The following is a 16818-nucleotide window of genomic DNA, read 5'->3' as shown; positions in this document are numbered from 1 at the left end:
AATACGCTGCACCATATCGAAATAAATTAGTTTCTCTATTTGCAAGATAGCATTCTACATCAATTCAAATATTTTTTAGAATCGCCTCTTTTAACTCATAAATCTTAAATGAATTTTATCCATTATTTAAAGAAATATATACTCAGTCAAACATTGATATCAATTCTTGAAAAGAGTACAATAAGCCTTATTTCCATTTACTTAAAAAGATTAACTGTTAATAGGAGCTATTTTAATTTCTACACGTCGATTATGCTGACGACCTATAGCAGTTGCATTCGTATCAATTGGTTGATTAGGACCAAAACCCATAGCAGAAACCCTGCGCATCTCTACCCCTCGAGAGGAAAGGTATTCAGCTACTGAATTAGCTCGCTGTTGAGAAAGCCACTGATTATGTTCAAGAGAACCGGTAGAATCAGTATGACCATTAACATCAATCATTGTACGATCAAATTTTGCAAGGACAATTGCAACGGAACTCAATGTCGGGAAAAAAGCAGGATTTATATCAGCACGATCAATTGGAAAAGTGATATTAGATGGCATATTTAATACAATCCTATTACCATAACGACTCACTGATACCCCTGTCCCTTGTAATTGAGCACGCAGCTCTGCTTCTTGACTATCCATATAATTACCAATAGAACCTCCAACAAGAGCACCTACACCAGCACCAATTAAGGCCCCATTAATACGCGATGATTTAGAATTTCCTAAGGCCAAACCACCGATAGCACCTGCTGCTGCACCTAACAGGGCGCCAGCAGAAGCGTTTGATGTTTGTTGTTCACCAGTATAAGGATTTGACGTTGTAGTTGCACATCCAGTAATCATGCTTATTGTAATTACAGAAACCACTGATTTCTTTATCATCACAACCAATTTCCCTTTATTTTATCGTTAAGTATATTATTATAAATAAAATTTAAACTACATTATACAATATATAATAAAACTCTATCTTTGTCCTCTTTTTATTTTTGTCTTCTTGCTATATATTTTTTTATTAAATTATTTGTTGATCACTTCTGATCGATGGTTTTATCTAAAGAAAATCTTGTTTAAATTAAAAATAATACCGCATATTTTTTCTTGAAATCCCGCAATACTATGATAGTAGAAGAATTAAATCCCCAGCAAACAAAAGCAGTCACAACAATTGACGGCCCTCTCCTCGTGCTTGCCGGCGCTGGCACAGGAAAAACAAAAGTACTAACAACACGTATAGCGCGTATTATTTGTGAACAAAAAGCTTATCCCTCTCAAATCCTGGCCATGACCTTTACCAATAAAGCAGCTCACGAAATGAAAGAACGCGTTTCAACCATTATTGGAGATCAAGTATATAGCATACCTTGGCTTGGAACTTTCCATTTTATTGGGGCTAAATTTTTACGTCGCCATGCAGAATTAGCGGGTTTATCATCCAACTTTACCATTCTTGATTCCGATGACATTCTACGACTCATCAAGCAGTTGCTGCAGGAAAAAAATATTGATGATAAACGCTGGAATCCTCGGGCATTTGCTAACCTGATTGATCAATGCAAAAATGAAGGCCTCAATCCGGAAGATACCCTGAATACCGAAATGCAAATGTTTGCTGACCATAAAGGAAGCGAATTGTATGCGTGCTATCAGCAGCGTTTACAGAAACTCAATGCTTGTGATTTTGGCGGATTACTTCTCAATCCAATCAATATTTTTCGAAAAAATGATGATATTCTTAAAGAGTATCATCATAAATTTCGCTATATCATGGTTGACGAGTATCAAGATACAAATGTCGCCCAATATATGCTTTTGCGATTATTAACTCAAAAAACAGGAGAAAATTCTAGACAAAAAGTCAATATATGCTGTGTAGGCGACGATGATCAATCTATCTATGCATGGCGTGGCGCAAAAGTTGAAAATATTCTCCGTTTTGCAAAAGATTTTCCTGATGCAACAGTCATCAATCTTGAACAAAATTACCGTTCTACTTCTCCTATTTTAAAAACGGCAATACACCTGATCTCTCATAATGAGAATCGACTGCATAAAACCCTTTTTACAAAACAAAAAATAGATGAAGAACAAAAAGTTCAAGTCCATGTTGCCAGAGACTCAACAGAAGAAGTACAAGCAATTATAAATGAAATTGAATGTCTGCGCTATAAGGAGCATCCCTTGAGTCGTATGGCAATCCTCGTGCGTGCTTCTTTTCAAATGCGTGAATTCGAAGAACATTTTTTGAAACATCAGATCCGTTACAATATTATAGGCAGTCAGCGTTTTTACGACCGCTTGGAAATACGCGACAGTATAGCCTATTTTCGTTTGGTCTATCAGGCCAATGACAATCTGGCTTTTGAACGTATCGTCAATACTCCAAAACGCGGTATTGGCAATACTACTTTAAGTCAATTGCGTCATTACGCTCAATTACATAATCTCTCCATGTTGAATGCTGCCAAAGACATGATCGAAACTGAAGAGTTACCAAAGCAACGTAAGGCTCCTCTAGCCAATCTCCTCGAAAATATCAATCGTTGGAGTGAATTGCTCACTGAGATGCCGCATACAAAAGTTGCTGAAATCATTCTTGAAGAAAGTGGCTATATGGCGATGTGGCAAAATGATAAATCTCCAGAAGCACAAAGTCGTCAAGACAATCTTAAGGAGCTTCTACGCGCTATGGAAAGCTTCGATTCAATAGGAGAATTTCTTGAAAATGTATCGCTTGTAGCTAATTTAGGTCAAAATAGAGAAAATACCGATGCTGTACAAATGATGACCTTGCATTCAGCTAAAGGTCTGGAATTTGATACTGTCTTCTTGCCGGGTTGGGAAGAAGGACTCTTTCCTCATCAACGTTCGATTGATGAGGAAGGTCTCTTTGGACTAGAAGAAGAACGTCGTCTCGCATATGTTGGCATTACAAGAGCCAGGAAACAATGCCATATCTGGCTCGCAGCCAGAAGACGTATCCATTCTGGATTTTGGCAACCTACCCTACCTTCACAATTCCTGAAAGAACTGCCATCAGATGAAATAGAATTTCTGGATGGTGATATCAATTATCAATATACAGCGCATTATTCTAAAAATACATGGATTGATTCCTATAAAGAAAGTTCAGATCCTCTATTTAAAGAAGATAATACTCCTCTTTCACATAAAAAATATGCATTTACAATTGGAGATAAAGTTTTTCATATAAAATTTGGTTATGGAAATATCATCGCTATTGAAGATCAAAATTTAACCATTGATTTTGATCATTCTGGGCAAAAATGTATTCTTGATAGTTTCATAAAGCCCATAAAATAATTCAAATGTCGACTACTGAATCTCAACAATGCGCTATGCTATGACTCAACCTATGTTAATCAATTGGGTTGCTATAGCATAAACACAACCTTGATTTGAAGCTATTGATTGGTGCCTTATCATTGAAGGAAGATAGATAACATCTCCAGGCCTACAAATTTTACTTTTGTCTTTGTAAAAGAACTCTAACTCTCCTTCAATAATTAATAAAGTCTCACTATTCTGATGCTGATGCCATAAATGCCCTTTATTGGGAGCATCACGCTGAAATTCAATGCAGCCTTGTTCAGGAAGGAGTTTATAAAGTAAATCGTAAATAACATGTTTTTCAGAAACATCAATATGAGAAAACTCAACTATCATCTTCTTTCATCTTCGTTTTATCAGGATTATTCTTTTGCATTTTACGAAATGGGCAACATATTTTTTTATCTTCACCATCATCAAGGAAGTATTGCATCCACTCTCTATTATGAGGGTCGCCATATTTTCCTAAAAATGGAGATTTTGAGGCGATATCGTATGGTTCCAATCTTTTTGTCACCGTAGCGAATGCATTATTTGCTTTAATTTCAGTATCTAAAAGATCATCAAATACCCACCTTGGTTGTATTGTTAGCATAAAACCTGGGCTACGCCTGCTCAATCTATTAACATGAGCTGGTGTATTACAAACTATAAACATAGCTTCACCATGAAAACAAAATTCCCATTCAGGATGATCCAAACATTCTGGTATATTGGCAGGCCAAGAATTATTATCTAACCTGCTCAAGTCATTTAAAATATTCCAGAACTTTACTCTATATTCTTTAATGGTTTTAATAGGCAATGGCTGCTCAAAGACCACAAATGATGTTTGTTTACCATATGATTGGTAATTTTCGCAGAACTCACAAAGATCATCCCGAAGTGCGGCTGCTTTGATTTCTTCATAAAACGAAAATCTGAGCATATCTTTCTTATATCCATTTACAGCGAATACGCATGGAAATGGTCTGTCTTTATTATTAATAACGGCATCAAAATCTGCAAAAACCACTTGTTCCCATTTTTTTAAAGTAACGTTTCCATTTTTAATTTCACTGGCAGAGTACATTTAAAGCTCACTTCATTGAAAAGTATCACGAACCGTTTTCTCTAAAAGATCTAATTCAACGTCTCTATCAGCAATCAAAGACACAATGCCTGGGCAATTACCTAAATCAATCGTTAAAGGAATTATTTCATTATTATTTATAAATAATTTTACATGTTCAACACCATGAATTGCTTTTATCTTATCTTGTAAGGTATTAATGTCTGGAATTTTAACGTTTTCGTTTTCATTGATCAGGAAGACAATTCTTGCTTTGTTCTTTAATGTTGAAGGAGCAGTATTAAATTCCTGCGTTAAGACATCTACAAAGCTTTGCAATAGTCCAGGTGAGTAGCATTTTTTAAATACAAGAGGTGCAATTCCACCATGAAGCCTTGCCCCAAGTTCTATCAGAGTAGGCCCTTTTTTCGTATTCATAATTTCCAAATGAGCTAAACCAAATTCGACACCAAGAACAATTGAGGCGTTTTTGGCATACTCCACAAGAGCGATATAGTTTGGATCGTTTACATCAAGAACTTCAAGACTTTCGTAGACAAAATGACTTCCGTTATGGAGCCCCTTTTTATACTTGCATAAAGTGCATACTTTTATTCCTTTCTTGTCAGCAACCAAATCTACAACAAACTCTTCACCATCAATTTTTTCTTGCACCAGATAAAAGTCATTTCGCGCACCTATAATATTCTTTTTCTTCCAATCTATCTGAGATATCCACTTCACTGCATCCTGCTTACTATCAACGAATACGACACCATCTGTTAGACATGAGTTATCCGGCTTAATAACATAGCCAGTGCTACTGTTTAAATCATCGATGCTTGTATTCTCCTGGCTTATCCTCTTTGACAATATGCTGTTTAATCCAGCTTCGACTAACTTCTCTTGCATCACACTTTTCTTTCGTCTCCAATCAGTCGTGAGATGATTGTTGCGCTTTACATTATAAAAAGCAGATAGCTCTTCAGTGCAATAAACGCCTGTTTCTGTTCCTGGGACAACGGCAAGCACATTTTCAAAATTAATGTGATTTTTTATTTCTTCAGCGCTGTACAGAATTTTATCGACAAAACCTTCAGATGTATATGATTTTAAAAATCTATCAGGGATATCATCTGATGATATTACCGCATAACATTGAATACCTTTTTTTTCTAATTCAGGTGCGATCAAAGTACCTGCTAAAAAAGGATCGACAATTATGACTGTGTCTTTTGACATTTCTGGTTTATTCCTCGTTGCATGAAAAAAATAAAGATAAAAATACTAGACCCAACTACAGGAAACAAATACACAGAGGAATTGACGCCTAAAAGAATATTACTTGTTAATAAACCGAAGGCTAAAGGGCCAATTGATTGTGAAAAAGTATAAATTGTTGCGCTATATTTTGAAACACTATCCGCTTCAATTTTTGTTGTTGTTTCATCAATAATTTCTTTTCTTATGTTAATTCTTATCGTATTGATGGAGAAACCAATAAAAAAGCAAACTAACACTGCTAGTAATGGTATGTTAGTCTGCGTAAAAATTATATCAGCAACACTTAATATAAGCGACGGAAGTAGGAAATTGAATTTCTTGATATTAATGAATGCAGCAAGAAAAGCTCCCACACCCGCTACACCACTGCAGGTACCATAATAATTAGCACTTAAGTTTTTTACATTCTGGAAGAGTACTGGGGTTAGTGTATTAAAAGCACAGATATGTAAGCCAATTAAACCAATAGCTATGCTTAAATATTTAAGTTTTTTTGATATTATTACGTCTTCCTCTTCAATCACTTCACTGTCATCTTGTGTAAAATGATCCTTTTTTTCTGTGTATAAAAGATTGCCAAAAAGGCTAACAACAATATCAAAAATGCAAAGACAGGTGATGAACTGATTGTAATTTATCTTTGTTAAGAAATATCCACTCGTCAAGGCGCCAAAGAAGGAGCCGATTTGAACTAATGTTTGCATGATTCTTGATGCACTGTAGGACGAAATATGATTATCTAGAACAAGTTTTGAGTTACTCGACTCAAGAGTACTTAAAGTTATAAGAGATAAATAACCAATGCTTAAAGAGGTTATTATAAACCCAAACTTTGTGTCAGAGTAGTTTAAAACTGAACTGACAAAAAGTATGGAATATATAATCACTCTTCGTTTATATAATTCACTTATGTCTATAAATTTTTTTATTTTCATAAATTTCAACCTCCTTAATAAAAAAGGTAAAGCTGAACCTACTGAAAGAGTAACTCCAAGAAAAACAGGGGATGATGTAACTTTTAATGAAGACCAGATATTGCTAAGTAATAAAACCATATCTGAAAAATATAGAAGAACTAATAAAGAGTAAAATTTTATAGTAGACGTGTTCATAGTTCTAAACTGGATTATTTAAACTTGTTTAATAAAGAATTTTATACTTTAAATAGCAATATCTTTCAAGATATTGCCTCCCGATTCTAACTGTTTTTTAGGCAGTATGAAATCGGGAAAGAACACATGAATTATTTGTGTTGTTAGCTTTTTGAAAATCAGAGAACAACCGTTCTAATGCGTTTATCGTTTCCTTTATGTATAGCCCTTCACAATATAGGTTACGAAATACGTACTAAAAGGCTTTTCGTATCATGAAAATGATTTCTGATATTGCCTCAACCATTGCATTAACACTGGAAAGACTTCTACAAAAAGCTGGCACTTTTAACATATACAGGATAGAAATATCTCGTAGCTGATCTAAAAATAGAATCATTCTTTTCTCTTCTTTTTTATGACTCCTATCAATCTCATTAACTCATAAAGATTTTTAAAATGAGGCTTGATGCTTTGGAAAAAAATAGCTATGGTCTTTATTAATAATTTTTATGAAAAAACAATCAATAAAAAGCTATGCAGTCTCTTATTATTTCTTTTCCAGATGATTGGCATCTGCATCTTCGTGACGGAGAAATATTAAGGAGTGTGATTACTGATAGCAGCCAGCATTTCAAACGTGCACTCATCATGCCGAATCTTATCCCTCCTATTATTACGATCTCTGACGCAAAAGCTTATAAGAAACGTATCATTGATTGTCTTCCTGATAATCATCACTTTGAACCCTTATTGACTCTCTATCTTACTGAAGAGACAAACCCAGATGATATGGAAGAAGGAGCTCGTGCAGGAGTGATTCATGCAATTAAACTTTATCCTGCAAACAGCACAACAAATTCCTTTCATGGTATACATAATATCGATAAGATAATGCATCTCCTTGAGCGAATGGAAAAAATAGGCCTTCCTCTGTGCATACATGGTGAGATAGTCAATACTGATGTTGACATCTTTGATCGGGAAACTGTATTTATTGAAACTGTATTAGATCCTCTGCGCAAACGTTTTCCAGGTTTAAAAATTACTCTTGAACACTTAACAACTTCTAATAGTATTGATTATATTTTAAATTCTAAAGAAAATCTTGCTGGATCAATTACCGCACACCATCTGATCATCAATCGCAATGCTCTTTTCATAAATGGAATTAATCCTCATTATTATTGTTTACCTATTGCTAAACGTGAAAAAGATCGTTTGGCTCTTCGAAAAGCAGCCGTTTCAGGTGATTCTCGCTTCTTTTTTGGGAGTGATTCCGCTCCTCATATTGATTCTATGAAAGAATGTTCATCTGGTTGTGCAGGGATTTATACAGCAATAAATGCCTTAAGTTGTCTTGCCCAGGTTTTTGAACAAGAAAATAAACTTGAAAATTTGGAAGCTTTTATCTCTTCTAATGGAGCTTCATGGTACAAAATGCCATTAAATACAGAAAAGATTACTTTAGTCCGACATCATTCCCCTATTGATTTCCCTTCTAAAAAACAAACAAATATGGGATCTATAACTGTATTTAATCCGAATATGCCACTCTATTGGAAGGTTAAGAATTAATTATATACTTTTTTCTGGTTTTAAGAAAACCTAATACGTATTGTGAGCATCCAACCGTGCCTTCAAAAGGATATTTATGAATGATTTATAGCAGCTTTTCTGAACCAGAAATAATAACAGAATTAATGGCTAAAATGTTATTTGAAGTGCAAGCCGTAAATTTTTCTCCAGATAAACCTTATAAGCTCTCATCAGGAATTATGAGTCCTGTTTATATTGATTGTCGGAAGTTAATCTCTTTTGTACGTATTCGCTCAGCAATAATTGATTTTGCAGTAACGACAATATTACGAAACGCTGGTTTTGAATGTATTGATATCATTGCAGGTGGTGAAACAGCAGGTATTCCTTTTGCAGCTTTTTTGGCTGAACGTCTTAGATTACCAATGATCTATGTACGCAAAAATCCTAAAATTCATGGGAGCAAGGAGAAAATTGAAGGTTATATGCCTAAAGGAGCCCGTGTTCTGGTAATAGAGGACCTCACCACATTAGGAGGTTCAATGTTTAATTTTATTAATACTATCCGTGATGCTGGAGGCATAGTCGAACACGGATTAAGTCTTTTTTTCTATGGAATTTTTCCTAATGTTGAGGCATGTTTCAAAGAAAAAGATATAAAACTTCACTATCTTATTACCTGGAATGATATTTTTAAAGTAGCTCAAAAATTAAAAATATTTGATAAGCAAACCTTGTATCAAACTGAAAATTTCATTAACAATCCAATGCAGTGGTCAGCTCATAACGGTGGTATTTCCTGTCTCTAGAATTTTAATGATAAATCCTATTGAATACAGGATTGATAATCATGTTTAAGAGCAACAGGTATAAATAATCTTGATAATTTTATCACTAGAAATAGAAACTTTTTCAGAATCCTGTATATCTATACTTATATCAGAGTAAAAATATTTAAAAACACTGCTATAAATTAATGGATTATAGTGTATATGTGTTTTGATTAAATATACAATAGGAAGCGTAGAAAGATTCTGTACAGAAATACTAGTTGCATTAATAATTTGTTCTATATTTTCAGTGGAAAATCCTTGGTTTATAGCGAGATAGTTAGTTATTTTAACTTTAATAAGCTTACTTATTACGTCTAGAGAAATGTTTCCTGATACTTGATTAATAGAATCGTTAGCGGCAGTACGAGTAACTTCTTGCAGCTGATTTTTAATTGTCATTAAATTTATAATATCATAAAAAAATACACCTGTTATCATAAAAACAGGAAAAATAATAGCACTAATCAAAGAAAAATTTCCATGACGTAACTCATGAAATTTAAACCAATGTTTATTGTAAGATACCATTCTTAGCTCAGTTTGATCATTATTAATAATTAAACTAATAACTAAATGTAATAAATTTTAAATTGGTTAAATTTAAAATTTAAAATTTATTAAAATTTTTCATCTTTAAGATGTAAATAGAACTTAAAAATAAGATATAAGAAAACAGCTTGAGCCTTTATCTTCCAGAATAAGGTAACAGTACACTTAAAGAAGCATCTTAAAAATTAATATCTTCTTTTAAAAAATCTATTAAATTTAAGATACTCTCTACTTTATAAATCTATAAAATTATATTTCTTGGCCTTCTCATAGTCATCTATAATTCCGGAAGCTATATCTTGACTGTGTGCCGTTACCGAGTTAGTACCAGAATATTCAACGTTATAGTAATGACCATCAGATGCACATTGCTGCAAAACATTCATGACCTCCAGATCGAAATCCAACATTACAGAAATGATTTCAATACCATCTTCATGAAGCGCCATACAATATTTTTTTGTATCCTCCAAAGTTTTTTCAGGACCACCAGCTGGCAAATGAGCTTTATTTTTTGTAATAGGACCCATAAATAGGATAACATACCTTTTATAAAGATTGTTATTATTACAATCGGAACAGTTTAACATCTTCTTGGCTTTATCAAGAGCCTTCGCAGGACTATCCCATCCCATTTCATATTTAACATTTAAGTTCTTGGAAAATTCTTTTGCTAGCTTCCAATCAGAACTAAGTTCGCTGCTAATAAAAGGTAAGGATTTTATGGATTTTGCATATTGAATTGCACCCATTAAAAGATGTCTTTTTTTAGAACGTAAAAAGTGATCATGTAGATGATCAAGCAATTTCATTGCCATAAGTCTTTCAAACGTTATGCCATGTGGTGGGGGTTTTATCTTTCCTTTTAAAAAACGTCCTAAGTTAGCATTACTACTTAAAACCATAACCACTTTAACAATAGGTAAAGAAAGATTAATAGCGTTATTAGAATTAACAGGCATCTTCTGATAATCAAGCGTATGCAGAGCAAACTTTAACAAAGTACTATAAATGAATACATCATGCTTCAAATATGTCTTAATAGTATATTTAAGAGGTTTATGTTTAGGAGTGTCTTTTTTGGGATCGGAGATCTGAATAAAAGCATTATCAGTGATTCTTTGTATCTCTTGATCAGAAAACTCTTTTTTGAGATACAGATGATTTTTTATATTACCCTTGATTATTTCTTTAATCTCTTGGTGAGATTGGGAAGACAATTTTTCTAAAATTTCATTCATACAATCTTGAACAGCCCCATAGCTTGAATCTTCAAGCAATTGTTTGATGCGAATTACATTGACAATATCAAAGATACATGTCCCTGAATCCAATAAAACTGGGAAAAGAAGAGCAGTAATAATCGCAATCCCTGCATGATTCGATTTATTAAATTTAAATAATAATTTTTTTATAAAAAACATTTTGGTTCAATTCAATATAAGTATTAAGTATTTTTGAAAATTAAAATTTAAAAAATGATTATAAAGTGTATCATAAAGAAGAGAAGTAATAACCCCAATCCCTGCATGATTCAATTTATTAAATTTAAATAATAATTTTTTTTATAAAAAATATTTTTGTTCAATTCAATAGAGGTATTAAGTATTTTTTGGAAATTAAAATTTAAAAAAATGACCTTAAAGTGTGTCATAATGATTAACATTTCACTTTATATCAAAAAATATAATTTTTTATACTCCAATTAATGATCGAGTATTTTATATCTTAAATAGAAACTTAATTTCTTTATAAAATAAAAGTTTTCTGTCCTCTATCTTGACAAAATACAGTTTTCTTCCTAGTTTATAAGCCGAAATCGATTTTTGTTGATGAATGGTTTGAAATGGTAGCTATCCCAAAGGGTTGTGGTTTTATTGATAGTCCTTTATGCAAATTCGGTTACAAATCCTCAAACAAAAATTATTTGCATGATAAGGAGTAAATCATGGAAACTGGTTTAATAAAATGGTTTAGCAATGAAAAGAGATATGGATTTATCCAACCTGAAGATCCTAATGAAAAGGATGTTTTTCTGCACATATCAACAGTTGAACGTGCTGGAATCTCTGAACTTAAAGAAGGTCAAAAAGTTTCTTATGAATTAGTGAAAAATAACCGTACTGGAAAGCTTTCTGCAGATCAACTACAACTCATTCCTTGAATTAATATTCATTATCATCTCAATCAGATCCAAGTTAGTGAATGTATTAAAGGTTATTAAGTTAGTTTAGTAAAAACAAGAATATGCAACTTAAAAAATTATTTGTGATGTTTTATTTTAATTGATTAAAAAAGTATTTGTATTTTTTTATCAAAAATAAAAGTTATTTATTTAATTATTTTAAAATACAAGTGTTTCATCAATTGTTTATAAGTAGTTTTAATTTTTAATAAGGTTATTAACTCTATGTAAGTTTCAAAAAAATATAAAATATTATGCGCTTGATTGTTTTATCATGTTCGTAAAAATATAAAAAATTAAATCTAAAACGATGGTGAGTACTATTTAGCGTATTTTTAAAATTGCTAATATTACTTGCTTCTTAGATAAGTTTCATATGAATGCAAATTGAGAAGAGCTTTAATAATTAGCTTTTTTCATTGTGTTTTTTGATAGACAGGATTACAAAAGAGCACTCATTCTATGTCCTCCGATATAAATCTGATATTTCCTGATAATTCTATTAAAAGCTTTCCACCTAAAACAACAGGGTATAATGTAGCAGAATCAATATCGATTTCTCTAGCAAAAAAAGTGCTTGCTTATACAATTAATGGTAAGGTTTATGATCTTAATGACCCTATCCATGACGGTAAAATTGAATTAATAACACGTGACGATACAAAAGCACTAGAGTTAATTCGTCATAGCTGTGCACACGTTATGGCTGAAGCAATCCAAGAACTTTGGCCAGAAACAAAATTAGCAATTGGACCTGTGATAGACAATGGTTTCTATTATGATTGTGAAAAAAAAGAGCCTTTTACTCCAGAAGATCTTCCCAAGATTGAAAAACAAATGCGCAAGATTATCGAAAGTAACAAGTGCTTTCGTAAAGAAATCTGGTCTCACCAAAAAGTAAAGAATTTTTTCTATGAAAAAGGAGAAATCTATAAATTAGAAATCCTGGAGATGATACCTAAAAATCAAGATATTTCAATCTATTTTCAAAATAATTGGTTGGATCTCTGTCGTGGCCCTCATGTTGCATCAACAGGACAAATTGGTACAGCTTTCAAATTAATGAAGATAGCAGGAGCTTATTGGCGTGGAGATAGCTCTCGTCCAATGCTTACCCGTATTTATGGCACAGCTTGGGCATCTCAAAAAGATCTTAATGAATATTTAACATTTCTTTCAGAAGCTGAAAAACGTGATCATCGTAAAATTGGAAGAGAAATGGATCTATTCCATTTTACTGAAGAAGGACCAGGTGTTATATTCTGGCATAATAAAGGCTGGAAAATGTTTCAAACACTCATGTCTTATATGCGTAGAAGGATTCATGATGATTATGAAGAGATCAGTACACCACAAATTCTAGATAAGTCACTTTGGGAAGAATCAGGTCATTGGGATTGGTATAAAGCTAATATGTTTTCTGTCCATTGTGCTGATGAAAAGGCAGAAGATTTACGTTCTTTTGCCTTGAAGCCTATGAATTGTCCTGGACATATAAAAATTTTCAAATACGGTATTAAATCTTACCGTGAACTTCCTGTTCGTCTTGCTGAATTTGGTTCAGTACATCGCTATGAACCCTCTGGAGCATTACATGGACTGATGCGTGTTCGTGGATTTACTCAAGATGATGCCCATGTTTTTTGTACTGAAGAACAAATGGCTGATGAATGTCTTAAAATTAATGACCTTATTATGTCAGTTTACGAAGACTTTGGTTTTAAAGAAATAACTATAAAACTTTCTACTCGACCTGAAAAATATATTGGTTCAGATATCCTTTGGGATCGTGCTGAAAATATTATGAAAGATGTTTTAAACATTATTGAAAAATCATCAAAAAGACAGATTAAAACAGGTATTTTAGCAGGAGAAGGAGCTTTTTACGGACCAAAATTTGAATACATACTCCGAGATGCCATAGGTCGTGATTGGCAATGCGGAACAATTCAAGTTGATTTTAATCTTCCTGAGCGTTTTAAAGCTTCTTATATTGATCAACATTCACATAAATGCCAACCAGTTATGATACATCGCGCCATATTTGGATCTATGGAACGTTTTTTAGGAATTTTGATTGAAAACTGTTCTGGAAATATGCCTCTTTGGATTTCCCCTATACAAATAATTATTGCAACTATCACTTCCAAAGAGAATGATTATGCTCAAGAAGTTGCACATTTATTGCGTAAAAATCACTTATATGTTGAAACAGATCTTCGTAATGAAAAAATAAATTATAAAATTAGAGAACATTCTACAAAAAAGATTCCTATCATTATGATTTGTGGCAATAAAGAAGTTGAAGAACGTTCTGTTAATATTCGTCGATTTGGTTCACAACAACAAATAAAGCTTAATCTTGATACGGCTATAAAAGAATTAATAATAGAAGCAACACCACCTGATTTAAAACGATTATCAAAGATTGATTAATATTGCCTATAATAAGGAAAGTTATTAACTTTTTATCCAGATTTTTTTATTGATTGTGAATTTGCAAAAAGCTTTTCTAAGCTAAATTGTTTTCCAAACATAAGATCATATTGCAAAAGTTGCCAGCTTGATATTATTGGAGGAATTTTTCTTTTAATCCAACTAGAAGTTTCCTCATTATGAGAAGAAAGTAAAACATTTCGATCAATAACAGAATAGTTGTTCACTATTTTACCTAAAAATTCAGTATAATAAGGATGTTCATATCCCGCTAATTTTAAAATATAATACGATAAAAGTGATGGGCTTAGTGTATTAAGTTGTACAGATCCCCCCCAGGATGACCAGAGAACCAATGGTGTTTCATGTTCTTTTTTCATTATTTCAAATGGAGCTTTTCTTTGTGCAACTGGAGTTTTCATATATCCTGAAACAACATAAACAGAACTTAAAGGTGGTAAATGGTCACCAAATAACACAATTATTGTATCACGCTTGCGTTTTTTAGCCCAGTTAATTAACATCTCAAAGCTTTTATCAGCTTCATATACTCCTTCTATATAACTTGAAAGAATTTCCTTTTCTTTTTCAGGAAGACCAAGAATAGATATTCTTTCATATGGATAACGATGTGGACTATAAGGACCATGACCTTGGAGTGTAACTGCAAAAAAGAAAACAGGTTTATCTGTGCTGTGATCAGCTTCATTCATAATGACCTTGATAAAGGCTTCATCAGATGCGAATACACCGTGCTTTTCCAATGGAGGCAAAATTTCTTTAGATAAAAATTTCTCAAAACCAAAATTTTTATAAACTTCAGAACGATTCCAAAACCATCCTTCGTAAGGATGAAAAGCTTCTACTTTGTAGCCTTGTTTTCGAAAAAAATCTGCTAAAGAAGGTATCGGCGATCTAATATTTTGATAAGGAACATTTCCATATGGAAGAAAAGCATTCGAAAAACTAGTAAGAAATTCAAATTCAACATTAGCTGTCATTCCACCAAATTCAGGAGAAAAAACATATCCTGAAAGATTGGAACGGATAAATTCCATAGGATCTGGAGTAAGAGTAATCCCTGAAAGCCGATTTGGATCCCATAAAGATTCGTTCATTATAGCAATAATATCAGGGGTCCGGTCTGATTGAGAAATCTTTGTTTCTTTTGTAACATCAGAAGATCCATATGCAACTGGTGCAACCATAGAATTCAAAAGCGTAGTTGCAGCAAAAAGAGAAGAATTTAATAAAAATTCACGCCTTTTCATACTATTGCTCCTTTGCAAATATTGTATCAACAATATCATTTATGCTTTGCTTATTATAATTTTTGGGCTGTTTTATATTTGATATCGGTATATTTAAAGCAAATGCAATAATAAAGCCATTTCGACGATAATTCGAAGCCTGATCCCAAACTTCAGGAATTATTCCTAAAGTATCACGCATTCTAACCAATGAAGGTGAATTGTGTTCTAAATCTATGATATAATAGAACATTGTGAATAATGGTATACTAATCGCTACACACAGAATTCTATAAATGAATTGAATTCGTGGTAAAATACGCCAAATTATCTTAATAAAAAAAATGAAAATAATAAAAAAAATAAGAAGACCAGCTCCAAAAATAACAATAGACCATATTTGCTGAAAGAATATACTTTCTACAAGCTTTGAAATCTGAAGTCCAAAAAGAATATCATAAGGAAGTAATGGGTCCGGTAAATAACTCTGCTTTTGTTGTGATAGAAAAGCCAAACCTAATATAAGCGGATACGCAACTATAAATGAAATAAAAGCTATTCCAAAAATGGCATCTATAATTAACATATTTACTAATACAATCAACACTGTTATAATTGCTGGTTTATGTAAAGAAAAAAAGAAATCTCCTAGATTTGAAGAATCAATACGAGCAATTTTTTCAGTTAAAAAAACAAGAGCAAAAGCAAAAAATAAAACCACCAAAAAATATCGAATAAAATACGTTTTAATTGACTTTTTGCAAGGAGGTTTCTTAGTCAAAATTATCTCCATTTTTGTTGAACATATACAAGCGGTTTAACTTTTAACTTATAAAGTCAATTCTTTATTTATTTTATTGACAGTAACCTGTAGCCCCTGCTCTCTTAAATAACAAGAAGAATAAAGGAGGAAATCAATAATTCTTTCCTTGCAACTGGAATTTATTATTTATGCCAATGGGTTAGTCAGCAAGTACGTCTCAACTTATAGAAAGCTATGCTAAAAAATAAAAAGTCTCTAACAAGGAGCTAAAAAAATGAAAATTGAGATTAAAAGATTATAACTTCATTGTAAAAAAATAAAATAAATTCAATTGTTTATAGCAACTATAATATAGTGTACATTATAATTACACGATTATACAATAAGTTTCTTTTATTAAAGAAAAATCAACCTTCATTTTTATATTAATATAAAAATTTAAAAGCATATAAAATAAGTTTTAAATAACTTCTTAATGGTATAAGGAAT

At 32.3% G+C, this 16818-nt stretch carries 15 protein-coding genes; 5 read left to right on the top strand and 10 right to left on the bottom strand.

Translation table 11 applies throughout. The annotated features are described in order from the left end of the window. Positions 1 to 210 precede the first annotated feature (210 nt). Positions 211 to 879, bottom strand: a complete 669-nt coding sequence (locus B488_RS03200) for a YiaD family glycine zipper/OmpA-like lipoprotein (protein ID WP_015273077.1) — start codon at positions 877 to 879, stop codon at positions 211 to 213. 237 nt (positions 880 to 1116) lie between these two features. Here B488_RS03200 and B488_RS03195 point away from each other — a divergent pair, with 237 nt between their 5' ends. Beyond that, positions 1117 to 3321 (top strand): ATP-dependent helicase, encoded by a 2205-nt coding sequence (locus B488_RS03195; protein ID WP_015273076.1) that lies wholly within the window; start codon positions 1117 to 1119, stop codon positions 3319 to 3321. A gap of 45 nt (positions 3322 to 3366) precedes the next feature. On the opposite strand, the gene B488_RS03190 is transcribed toward B488_RS03195, so the two are convergent. From B488_RS03190 to B488_RS07185, 5 genes are all read right to left on the bottom strand, one after another. Next, positions 3367 to 3684, bottom strand: coding sequence for a cupin domain-containing protein (locus tag B488_RS03190; protein WP_015273075.1), 318 nt, complete (start codon positions 3682 to 3684; stop codon positions 3367 to 3369). Next, complete coding sequence (locus tag B488_RS03185; protein WP_015273074.1) at positions 3674 to 4420, bottom strand: YqcI/YcgG family protein; 747 nt, start codon at positions 4418 to 4420, stop codon at positions 3674 to 3676. The genes B488_RS03190 and B488_RS03185 overlap by 11 nt, the downstream gene beginning before the upstream one ends. A gap of 12 nt (positions 4421 to 4432) precedes the next feature. After that, a complete protein-coding gene (locus tag B488_RS03180; RefSeq protein WP_015273073.1) occupies positions 4433 to 5641 on the bottom strand; it encodes an ATP-grasp domain-containing protein in 1209 nt (402 codons plus the stop codon). Then, a complete protein-coding gene (locus B488_RS03175; RefSeq protein ID WP_244422712.1) occupies positions 5620 to 6618 on the bottom strand; it encodes an MFS transporter in 999 nt (332 codons plus the stop codon). Before B488_RS03175 ends, B488_RS03180 begins: the two co-directional genes overlap by 22 nt. 412 nt (positions 6619 to 7030) lie before the next feature. Then, on the bottom strand, positions 7031 to 7174 hold the full coding sequence (locus B488_RS07185; protein WP_015273071.1) for a hypothetical protein: 144 nt from the start codon (positions 7172 to 7174) through the stop codon (positions 7031 to 7033). Positions 7175 to 7311: 137 nt separating this feature from the next. On the opposite strand from B488_RS07185, the gene pyrC reads away from it, so the two are divergent. Together pyrC and B488_RS03165 are read left to right on the top strand one after the other, a co-directional pair. Next, positions 7312 to 8352: a dihydroorotase gene (gene pyrC, locus B488_RS03170; protein WP_015273070.1), complete on the top strand. Its 1041-nt coding sequence runs from the start codon at positions 7312 to 7314 to the stop codon at positions 8350 to 8352. An 80-nt stretch (positions 8353 to 8432) separates the two neighbouring features. Further along, positions 8433 to 9122, top strand: coding sequence for an orotate phosphoribosyltransferase (locus B488_RS03165; RefSeq protein WP_015273069.1), 690 nt, complete (start codon positions 8433 to 8435; stop codon positions 9120 to 9122). 45 nt (positions 9123 to 9167) lie between these two features. On the opposite strand, the gene B488_RS03160 is transcribed toward B488_RS03165, so the two are convergent. Further along, on the bottom strand, positions 9168 to 9674 hold the full coding sequence (locus B488_RS03160) for a TadE/TadG family type IV pilus assembly protein (RefSeq protein WP_015273068.1): 507 nt from the start codon (positions 9672 to 9674) through the stop codon (positions 9168 to 9170). Between the two features lie 254 nt (positions 9675 to 9928). Then, positions 9929 to 11119, bottom strand: a complete 1191-nt coding sequence (locus B488_RS03155; protein WP_015273067.1) for a hypothetical protein — start codon at positions 11117 to 11119, stop codon at positions 9929 to 9931. Positions 11120 to 11643: 524 nt separating this feature from the next. Between B488_RS03155 and B488_RS03150 the strand changes: the two genes are divergently transcribed. Continuing rightward, positions 11644 to 11859 carry a cold-shock protein gene (locus tag B488_RS03150; RefSeq protein ID WP_015273066.1) on the top strand — a complete coding sequence of 72 codons (216 nt, stop codon included), beginning with the start codon at positions 11644 to 11646 and terminating at the stop codon, positions 11857 to 11859. A gap of 483 nt (positions 11860 to 12342) precedes the next feature. Next, positions 12343 to 14316, top strand: coding sequence for a threonine--tRNA ligase (thrS, locus tag B488_RS03145; RefSeq protein WP_015273065.1), 1974 nt, complete (start codon positions 12343 to 12345; stop codon positions 14314 to 14316). A gap of 32 nt (positions 14317 to 14348) precedes the next feature. Here thrS and B488_RS03140 read toward each other — a convergent pair whose 3' ends face one another. After that, positions 14349 to 15587 (bottom strand): LTA synthase family protein, encoded by a 1239-nt coding sequence (locus B488_RS03140; RefSeq protein WP_051012111.1) that lies wholly within the window; start codon positions 15585 to 15587, stop codon positions 14349 to 14351. 1 nt (position 15588) lies between these two features. Next, a complete protein-coding gene (locus B488_RS03135) occupies positions 15589 to 16347 on the bottom strand; it encodes a hypothetical protein (protein WP_041770664.1) in 759 nt (252 codons plus the stop codon). Between the last annotated feature and the right edge of the window lie 471 nt (positions 16348 to 16818).

Origin of the sequence: Liberibacter crescens BT-1 (assembly GCF_000325745.1) — a bacterium.
GTDB lineage: Bacteria > Pseudomonadota > Alphaproteobacteria > Rhizobiales > Rhizobiaceae > Liberibacter > Liberibacter crescens.
The sequence above is the reverse complement of the archived record's forward strand: the minus strand, read 5'-3'. Positions and strand labels throughout refer to the sequence as shown.